9 protein-coding genes and 1 pseudogene are annotated in these 8,842 nt (G+C 61.6%); 4 read left to right on the top strand and 6 right to left on the bottom strand.

The window, feature by feature from the left end; genetic code table 11:
- The first annotated feature begins 424 nt into the window (after positions 1-424).
- Positions 425-2,496, top strand: a pseudogene (locus tag CP49_RS12945) (ATP-dependent helicase).
- A 170-nt stretch (positions 2,497-2,666) separates the two neighbouring features.
- Entirely contained in the window at positions 2,667-2,825 is a 159-nt protein-coding gene (locus tag CP49_RS42700; protein WP_082646000.1) for a DUF3096 domain-containing protein, read from the top strand.
- Positions 2,826-2,871: 46 nt separating this feature from the next.
- Here the strand turns inward: CP49_RS42700 and CP49_RS12950 are convergent, their stop codons facing one another.
- Together CP49_RS12950 and CP49_RS12955 are read right to left on the bottom strand one after the other, a co-directional pair.
- On the bottom strand, positions 2,872-3,528 hold the full coding sequence (locus tag CP49_RS12950; protein ID WP_245310672.1) for a hypothetical protein: 657 nt from the start codon (positions 3,526-3,528) through the stop codon (positions 2,872-2,874).
- Between the two features lie 190 nt (positions 3,529-3,718).
- On the bottom strand, positions 3,719-4,693 hold the full coding sequence (locus tag CP49_RS12955) for a tripartite tricarboxylate transporter substrate binding protein (RefSeq protein ID WP_057850637.1): 975 nt from the start codon (positions 4,691-4,693) through the stop codon (positions 3,719-3,721).
- 344 nt (positions 4,694-5,037) lie between these two features.
- Between CP49_RS12955 and CP49_RS12960 the strand changes: the two genes are divergently transcribed.
- On the top strand, positions 5,038-5,364 hold the full coding sequence (locus tag CP49_RS12960) for a hypothetical protein (protein ID WP_156438357.1): 327 nt from the start codon (positions 5,038-5,040) through the stop codon (positions 5,362-5,364).
- Positions 5,365-5,491: 127 nt separating this feature from the next.
- Here CP49_RS12960 and CP49_RS12965 read toward each other — a convergent pair whose 3' ends face one another.
- From CP49_RS12965 to CP49_RS12975, 3 genes are all read right to left on the bottom strand, one after another.
- The gene (locus CP49_RS12965) at positions 5,492-5,752 is read right to left on the bottom strand and encodes a PepSY domain-containing protein (RefSeq protein ID WP_057850639.1); all 261 of its coding nucleotides are present in this window, start codon (positions 5,750-5,752) and stop codon (positions 5,492-5,494) included.
- A 281-nt stretch (positions 5,753-6,033) separates the two neighbouring features.
- On the bottom strand, positions 6,034-6,897 hold the full coding sequence (locus CP49_RS12970; protein WP_057850640.1) for a Bug family tripartite tricarboxylate transporter substrate binding protein: 864 nt from the start codon (positions 6,895-6,897) through the stop codon (positions 6,034-6,036).
- A gap of 123 nt (positions 6,898-7,020) precedes the next feature.
- A complete protein-coding gene (locus CP49_RS12975) occupies positions 7,021-7,737 on the bottom strand; it encodes an ROK family protein (protein ID WP_057850641.1) in 717 nt (238 codons plus the stop codon).
- 289 nt (positions 7,738-8,026) lie between these two features.
- On the opposite strand from CP49_RS12975, the gene CP49_RS12980 reads away from it, so the two are divergent.
- Complete coding sequence (locus CP49_RS12980; protein WP_057850642.1) at positions 8,027-8,377, top strand: zinc ribbon domain-containing protein YjdM; 351 nt, start codon at positions 8,027-8,029, stop codon at positions 8,375-8,377.
- A 4-nt stretch (positions 8,378-8,381) separates the two neighbouring features.
- On the opposite strand, the gene CP49_RS12985 is transcribed toward CP49_RS12980, so the two are convergent.
- Positions 8,382-8,669 (bottom strand): cytosolic protein, encoded by a 288-nt coding sequence (locus tag CP49_RS12985; protein WP_245310673.1) that lies wholly within the window; start codon positions 8,667-8,669, stop codon positions 8,382-8,384.
- Positions 8,670-8,842 lie beyond the last annotated feature (173 nt).

Consider the following 8,842-nt stretch of genomic DNA (forward strand, 5'->3'; position numbering starts at 1 on the left):
CCCCCAAGCAGCATCAGGCCCGTGCAATAGTCGCGCAGCGGTCTCGTCCGCTCCACGTGACCGATCACGCTTCCAAGACCGGCTACATACTCCGCAAACCGCGTTTCGCTATCTCCACCCTGATCGAGATTCATCTGGCCCTCCGCGCGCCAAATATTGAATCTCCTCAATTACTTGATTCTCAGCCTCAATGACTGCGACCGTCTGACTCAGTACGACTAACCCGCCCTACTCACTCGTGAAGCAGCACCACAGCTTTGTTCGCCATCCGACTCCATTTTGTTCGCAAGGAACGAATCACATCAGGGCAAATCAGCGCGGGCCAATCCTTAACAACGCGTTTGCCTGAGAACGAGATGGGGCGGACATTCGTCGTTGCGACTGCCGGCGAATCGGCCGACCTTCTGATGACATGGGGTGATTCGTGCTGGCTGAAACGACCGATCAATACCTGGAAAGCCTCAATCCGGAGCAGCGCCGGGCCGTCGAGCACGGCATCGCGCCTGATGGAACCATCGGCGCGCCGCTGCTGGTCATCGCCGGCGCGGGATCCGGAAAGACCAACACGCTCGCTCATCGTGTGGCCCACCTCATCATCAAAGGCGCCGACCCCCGCCGCATGCTGCTGATGACGTTTTCACGCCGTGCCGCCGCCGAGATGACGCAGCGAGTGGAACGCATCGCGCGCCGCGTGCTCGGCGACAAGGCCGGCATCATAACGGAGGCGCTGACTTGGGCTGGAACCTTTCACGGCATCGGAGCGCGGCTGCTGCGCGAATATGCCGAAACGATCGGCTTCGATCCATCCTTCACCATCCATGATCGCGAGGACTCGGCCGACCTGCTCAACCTGGTGCGCCACGAGCTCGGATTTTCAAAGACCGAGTCTCGTTTTCCCACCAAGGGCACCTGTCTTGCGATTTATTCCCGCTGCGTGAACGCGCAGATGCCGATCGAGACGGTACTTGGACAGCACTATCCCTGGTGTTCGGGATGGGCCGATGAGCTCAAGCAACTGTTCGCCGCTTACGTCGATGCCAAGCAGAAGCAGAACGTGCTCGACTATGACGATCTCCTGCTGTGGTGGTCGCAGATGGTATCCGAGCCCGCCATCGCGCAGGAGATCGGCGGCCGGTTCGATCATGTCATGGTCGACGAGTATCAGGACACCAACCGGCTGCAGGCGACGATCCTGCTGGCGCTCAAGCCGGATGGGCGCGGCCTCACCGTGGTGGGCGACGACGCCCAATCGATCTATTCGTTTCGTGCGGCCACCGTCCGGAACATTCTGGATTTTCCCGACCATTTCAGCCCGCGGGCGGAGATCGTCACGCTCGACCGCAACTATCGCTCGACCCAGCCGGTCCTCGCCGCCGCCAATGGCGTGATCGGGCTTGCCAGGGAACGCTTCACCAAGAATCTCTGGACCGAGCGCCATTCGGCCAGGCTGCCGCGTCTCGTTACCGTTCGCGATGAGGCCGACCAGGCGCGTTACATCGTCGAGCAGGTGCTGGCGAACCGCGAGGAAGGATCGCGGCTCAAGGAGCAGGCCGTCCTGTTCCGGACATCGTCGCATAGCGGCCCACTGGAGGTCGAGCTGACGCGGCGCAATATTCCCTTCGTCAAGTTCGGCGGCCTGAAGTTTCTGGATGCCGCCCAGGTCAAGGACGTGCTGGCGCTGCTCAAGTTCGTCGAGAACCCGCGCGACCGCGTCGCCGGATTCCGCGTGCTGCATCTGCTGCCCGGCATCGGCCCGGCGTCAGCGCAACGCATTCTCGATCAAACCACTGTCGCAGCCGATCCCATCGCCGCGCTCGCAGCGCTGCCGACGCCGCCGCGCGCCGGACAGGATTGGACCGCCTTCGTCGAAACGCTCGGCAATATCGGCTATTCGGAATGGCCTGCTGACATCGAGCGCATAAGGCTTTGGTATACACCGCATCTGGAGCGCATCCACGAGGATGCCGAGGTGCGGCTCGCCGACCTGCTACAGCTCGAGCAGATTGCTTCGGGTTATTCTTCCCGCGAGCGCTTCCTGACCGAGCTCACGCTCGATCCGCCTGACGCCACCAGCGATCGCTCCGGCCCGCCCCTGCGAGACGAAGACTATCTGATCCTGTCCACGATCCACTCGGCGAAGGGGCAGGAATGGAAGTCAGTGTACGCCCTGAACGTCGTCGACGGCTGCATGCCGTCTGATCTCGGCGCCGGCACCACGGCCGAACTCGAAGAAGAGCGGCGCCTGCTTTATGTCGCGATGACGCGCGCCAAGGACGATCTGCACCTGATCGTGCCGCAGCGCTTCTTCGTGCATGGCCAGCAGGCCCGCGGCGACCGCCATGTCTATGCGTCGCGGACGCGATTCATACCGGACCATCTCGTGAAGCTGTTCGATCGGCAGATATGGCCGGCGGCAGCCCCGGGGCGGCACGCGCGACGCCCAATCAAGCCGTGCAGATCGATATTCGTGAGCGCATGCGCGGCATGTGGCGTTAGTCGCCCTACGATACGGGCGCAGCGACGGATTAGCCCAGCCCCGGGCCTACGCTCGCTACTTTGCATGGGGTTGTTTTCGCGATTTTGATGCCGCCGGCCGGTCGGCGCCAGCCGCATAGGCAGGTCACTGTCGATCGCGCAAGGGCCATCGAATCTGGTATAAATGCCGGATGCATCCCGATGCAGCCAGCCCCCTATTGCCACTCGTCACCTTGGCCGCGGGCGTGTTTCTGCTGATGGCGCCCCGCATCGTCAGCGTCGCAGTGGCGGTCTATCTGATTATCACCGGCCTTCTCGGCCTGAATGGGATCTACCACTTCTTCAAATAGGTCCGGAAAGCGCGGGACCGATGCCCGCGCCTCGCTCTGCTGTCTTTTAGCTTTGTGAAGCTGGCGTGGTAGCCGGGACACTCAGGACTGCTCCTCCAACCGAAACGGGTCCCGCAGGCTTGGACTGCCGAGCCATCTTTTTGCGCATTACGCGGGATAGCCGGTTACGAGCGTGCCTTGTTGAAATGGACGAAGTTACTTCCGGGGTCATTGCATTTTTCAGCGAGTCGACCTTCGCGATCAGCGTGGAAATCTGAACAGAGATCTTCTTCACGTCTTCATGTTCATCCCTGATCTGAGCGGATATTTTCTTCACGACGACCTGCTCGTCTGCGACGCTCTGTCTTAGAGACGCAAGCGCAATTGAATCCTGCTGAAGAAGCGCTGCGTTTTGCTGCAACAGGGAGCTATTCTCTTGCAGAGCGGCAACGTGCTGCTGCTGGGCCGAGGGAACATCCTTCGATGCGGCGCCAGCCAAGTCAGCCATGAGATCGGAAACCTTCTGGTGCGGAATCAGATCGGCCAACATGCTGACATTTGGCAGGGCAAAATCGGAAGGCGTCATTGTATAGACGGCCGCAGCACTGTTTATTCCAAGAGCGAATACCGCCAGCCCCAAAACCGATTTCCGGCTCGATGGCTTGCTCGGTGTCGTGGATGCGGGTTGTTCGCCTTGGCTCTGCTCTTCCGATGTCTTGGTCACGTGCAATAACCTCAAATGAGTGAACAAAAAAGGAGCCGTCGCCGGATCGTCCCTCGCGACGGCTCCTTTACGCGGCACCCAACTAGAACTGCCTGAGACTATAGGCTGATCAGATTAATTCGGCGTTAGCGCCTCAGTCGCCCGGAGCCGCAAGCGGTTGCTACGCTCCGCCATAGCTCACTTCATTCATTCACTTCGCCAGCCCGAGCGATTTCAGCGCTTTGCCGTTGTCCTCGTTGTCCGCCTTCATGAACTCCGCGAAGCCAGCCGAATCCAGATAGATCATGTCGAAGCCGCGCCTGTTCATGAACTCCTTGAACTCCGCGCTGTCCCAGATCTTCTTGATCGCGGTCTCGTACTGCGTGGCAATCTCCTTCGGCAGGTCCTTGGGCGCCGCAAAGCCGCGCCACACACCCTTGTGCCACTTGTGACCCGTCGCTTCCTCGGTGGTCGGCACATCAGGGAAGTTCGGCGCGCGGTTGGGCGAGAAGAACACGAGGCTGCGGATACGCCCCGCCTTGAGCAGCGCCTCGGCTTCCGGCATCGAGCACGCGACGAAGTCGACGCCGCCGGCCGCCAGATCGGTCAGCGCGGTCGCAGCGCCAGTGGACGGCACCCAGCGGATCGAGCTCGGCGAAACGCCGTCGGCCTGCATCAGGCCGGCGAGCGCGACATGCCAGCTTCCGCCCTGCCCCGTGCCCGAGGCCACCACCTTGTTCGGGTTCGCCTTGATATGCGCGAACAGCTCCTTGACGGTCTTGTAGGGCGAGTCCGCCTTCACGTGGATCGCGGCGGGGTCCTGGTTGACCAGCGCGATCGGCGTATACTTCTCGAAGGTGAGATCGGTGAGCCCCACCCAGTGCATCAGGTTGATCTCCAGCGTGATGAGGCCGAACGTGTATCCGTCAGGCGCGGCGGTGGCGATCGCCTGGTGGCCGACCACGCCCGACCCGCCGGTGCGGTTCACGACGTTCACCGGCTGCTTGAGATCGCGTTCCAGCATGTGGGCGATCTGGCGGGCGACCGCGTCGGTGCCGCCGCCGGCGGCCCACGGCACGATCAGCGTGATCGGCCGCTCCGGAAAGGCTCCTTGCGCGTTTCCGGCACCGAGCAGGCTTGCGGCCGCAAGCGCCGCAAGCGCGAAATTCCTGACATGGCGAAGCATTCGCAAATCCTCCCCCTTTGTTTTTGATACGCCGGGTGCGACACCGCGACGCCGCGCTTATGCGCTGTTCGCCATTCGGGCGGCGGAGCGGGAACATGTCAAGGGGAAGTGCCGGCACATTGGCGCTTCGTGCTTGCGTAGCACGGATGCCGCAAGCAGCCCGGATGCAGCGCAGCGAAATCCGGGGCGGTGTCAGAGTGATCCCGGATTGCGCGGAGCCTGTCATCACCGTGCGAGCGCAATTGCGCTCGTCGCGGGGCGCGCATTCGCGCGACCCGTTGGCTCCATCCGGGCTACGATCGCCCGAAAGAGCGGCCTTTTGCTTGTAGGCGAATGAGCTTAAGTTGGCCGACAACATGAGAAGCATGCTGTCCAGACTGTTCGGGCTGATGAAATTTATCGTGCCCGCCTTCTATATCGCGGGAGCAATGGGTATCTGGCTAGCCTTTTCCAGATCGAACCCTGATGGCCTCGCCAATATTTGGATTGCAATCTACACATTTCCAATGGTCATGATCGGCACATTTCTACTGCAAGGCGAATTCCCATATCTGCCTGGCCGCTACTATGAAGCGCACGCCCTCTACTTCTGGCCAAGTGTCGCCCTTTTGGCTCTTGCGATATTTTTCATTTTTCATGGATTGCAGCGACTAACCCGTAAGGTGGAATAGCGCGGCGTGTTTCCGCATTCAGCAAGCGTAACCCGGATGAGCGCAGCGACATCCGGGCTGATCTATCGGCCAATCACAACTTGCACCCGCTCATGCCGGCTATTCGCTGACGCCGGGACGAACGCGACTACCATCCGCGATTCAGGTGGCGCACCTCGCCGGTTCGCGAGTCGACATAGACTTCCATCCAGCGGCCCGCGCGGTCGCGGCCTTTGATCTCCCACTGATCGCCTTGGAACTGGGTATAGGACACCGTCATGACGCCGAGACCGGTCGCGACGTCGAGCGCGGTCTCCATCGAAATCTGGTCACCGGAATCGATGGCGACGGCAGGTGTCGCTGCGCCAAGCGCCAAGGCGGTGACGATTGGAAGAATGACATTTCGCATGAACCACTCCTGTCGAGCGCGTTGAGCTGTTACATCAGTTAGAACGGGCGGCAGGGGTAGTATGTTCCGACACGAGCCATCGCGGAACAGCACGAAATTTCGGCAGTTGAGGCGATTTCGCGGCGGTTCCCTACTTCTCTGCCCTCACCCCCCACCTTCCGGCTTAATCCCGGCCGCCTTCATGATCGGCAGCAGCCGCGCCTCCTCACTGTCGCGATAGGCCAAGATCTCCGGCGGCGTGGTCGGCCAGGTGGTGGCGCCTAAATCGGCGTAGCGCTGTTTCAGCCAGGATCGTTGAGGGCCTTTGCGGTGAGCGCATTGATCTGCGCGACGAGGTCGGGCGGCATGTTCGCTGGCGCAATGAGCGCGGTCCATGAGGTCATCTCGTAGCCAGGCAACAGTTCGGCGATCGCGGGCACGTCGGGAAGCTCCGCCAGGCGTTTCTTTGCGGTAACCGCGACCGGCCTGATCGCGCCGGAGCGCACGCTCGGCAGCGAGCCCGGCAGATTGTCGAACAACAGATCGACATTGCCGCCGAGCAGGTCGTTCAGCGCCGGCGCGGCGCCGCGATAGGGCACATGGCGGACCTGGACGCCGGCCATGCTGTTCAGCATCTCGCCGGAGAGATGCAGCGTCGTGCCGAAGCCGGCGGACGCGTAGGTGTATTTGCCCGGCTCCTTCTTGAACGCCGCGAGCAATTCCTTCAGATCCGCGGAGAACAGGTCCTTCTTCGCGCTCAGGATGTTCGGCAATTGCCACATGCCGGTGATGAAGGTGAAATCCTCGCGGGGCCGATACGGCAGCTTGGCGTAGCTGCCGATCGCGAGCACATTGGAAGCAATGCCGCCGAGCCCGATCGTATAGCCGTCCGCCGGCGCTTTTGCGACCGCGTCCGCGCCCAGCACGCCGCCGGCGCCGGCCTTGTTCTCGACCACGAAGGACTGTCCGGACAGTTCGCTCATCTTCTGGCAGAGCAGGCGCGAGAGCGTGTCGGTGGCGCCGCCGGCCGGAAAGCCGTTGACATACTTCACGGGGCGGATCGGCCAGGCCTCCGCGGCGCGGCCCACACGCGGCGCCAGCCATGGCGCGGCGACAAAAGAGCCAAGGAGCGCAAGCGCGCGACGTCGGTCGACGGGTAGCGGCATCGGTATCCTCCCTTGCACGCCATGCGCCACTTCGCAGCTTTGCGCTGTTCTCTCTCCTTCCTCCGGTCGTCGATCCCATGGCCAGAGGTGGGGCGCGTTCGGCTGACTTCAGCTTATGAGGTGTCAGCGAAGCTGCAAAGTGCGTTTATCGCGTGCCCCCTTCTTCCACAGTCGAAATCCACCCTCGAACGCGTTGGTGTTGGCGCCGAGGCGGACCTTGCGCGGCAGCTTGTCGACCTTGTCGGCGTTTCCGCCGCCCAGCATGACGTAATCCGGTTCCAGTGCAGCGAGCAGACGCCTCAGGACTTCATCGACCGCGCGTTGCCATTTCTTCCTGCCAACGCGCTTGAGGGCTGCGGCGCCGACGCATTGCTCGAACGTCTTGCCGCCATGGTACGGCAGGTGAGCGAGCTCCATCGGCTCCAGAATGCCATCGACGATCATCGCGGAGCCAAGACCCGTTCCGAGCCCTAAGAAAAGCATTCGGCCGCCCTGGTAGCTGCCGATCGCCTGCATCAGCGCATCATTGACAACCTTCGTCGGGCGGCCGAAGGCCTTTTCGAAATTGAAACCGGCCCACCCCCGACCGAGATTGTGAGGCTCCGACAAGGGCCGGTTGTTGGCCACAGGCCCCGGATACCCGACCGAGATGACGTCATAGGACCAGTCTTTCGTCAGCGCCTTGACCTTCCTTACCATCACTTTCGCTGATAGCTCGGGACCGGACGCAAACGCGCGCCTGGTTCGCTCCCTGCTCGTCATGACCTTCACGCGCGAACCACCGATGTCGATCACGAGAACCGTATGCCGCGATACCCGCTTGCCCGTTTTCTTCGCCATGAATTCGCGCCCTGCTCGGTCGGATGATCATAACTCCAGCCGACACGCACCTGAAGCAGAGAGACAAGCACCACCACAGCTTTGTTCTCCATCCGACTCCATTTTGTTCGCAAAGAACGAATCGGAATCGCGTAAATCAGCGCGCGGCAATTCTTAACAACGCGTTTGCTTCGTGCTTGCGTAGCAGTCAGCCGATGCCATCAGCCATCGGACGACCTCCCCTTTTTTGCTTGATTTGCCCGGGCATGACCCTACGGTGCGCCCCGCCAAGAGGGGAACGAGACCGATTATGGACGATGCAATGAAATGCCCGGCATGCAATTCCGAGCACGCCTATCAGGATCGCGGCCTGTGGGTTTGCCCGGAATGCGCGCATGAATGGAGCGTCGAGGCGGCGGCAGCCGCGGAGGCCTCGCCCGAGCCGGGCGTCCGCGATATCAACGGCAATCTGCTGGTCGATGGCGACAGCGTCATCGTCATCAAGGATCTCAAGGTCAAGGGATCGTCATCGGTCGTCAAAGGCGGAACGAAGGTCAGGAACATCCGCCTGACCGAGGCGACCGACGGCCATAACATCGCCTGCAAGATCGACGGCATCGGCGCGATGAATCTGAAATCGGAATTCGTGAAGAAGGCGTAACAAGTTACGCTCGCTGTTCTTGCAGGATCGGTGAACTGAGTTCATCGAAACGGAAGAGCTGAAAGATCCGCTGGCCGTTGAAGTCGAGGATCCTCAAATCATCGGTCTCGTGCAGATTGCTCTCGACCGCCTGAAAATGCCCGCCATAGCGCTCCTTGGCGAGCGACAATGGAACCTCAAACGCGACGAACTTGCCGATCCCTTTGTGCTTGAGCACTTCAAGGAGCTTCTGATCGCGCAAGGACTCGTGCGATGTGAGAATGAGCAGCGGACCGCTCGCCGTGAGCAGCAAGAGCGATTTCATCGGATACTCCTCCGCGGCCTGTCAGGCCGCCAGCAACTCGTCGAGCAGGAAAAGCCCGGCTCAAGGCCGGGCTTCTCGTTCATTAGCGCCTGTCCCGACCGGGGCCTCCGCCACCACCGCCCGGTCCGCCGCCACCGCGCGGTGCGGCCTGCGGCGCGCCG

It is taken from the genome of Bradyrhizobium valentinum (assembly GCF_001440405.1).
GTDB lineage: Bacteria > Pseudomonadota > Alphaproteobacteria > Rhizobiales > Xanthobacteraceae > Bradyrhizobium > Bradyrhizobium valentinum.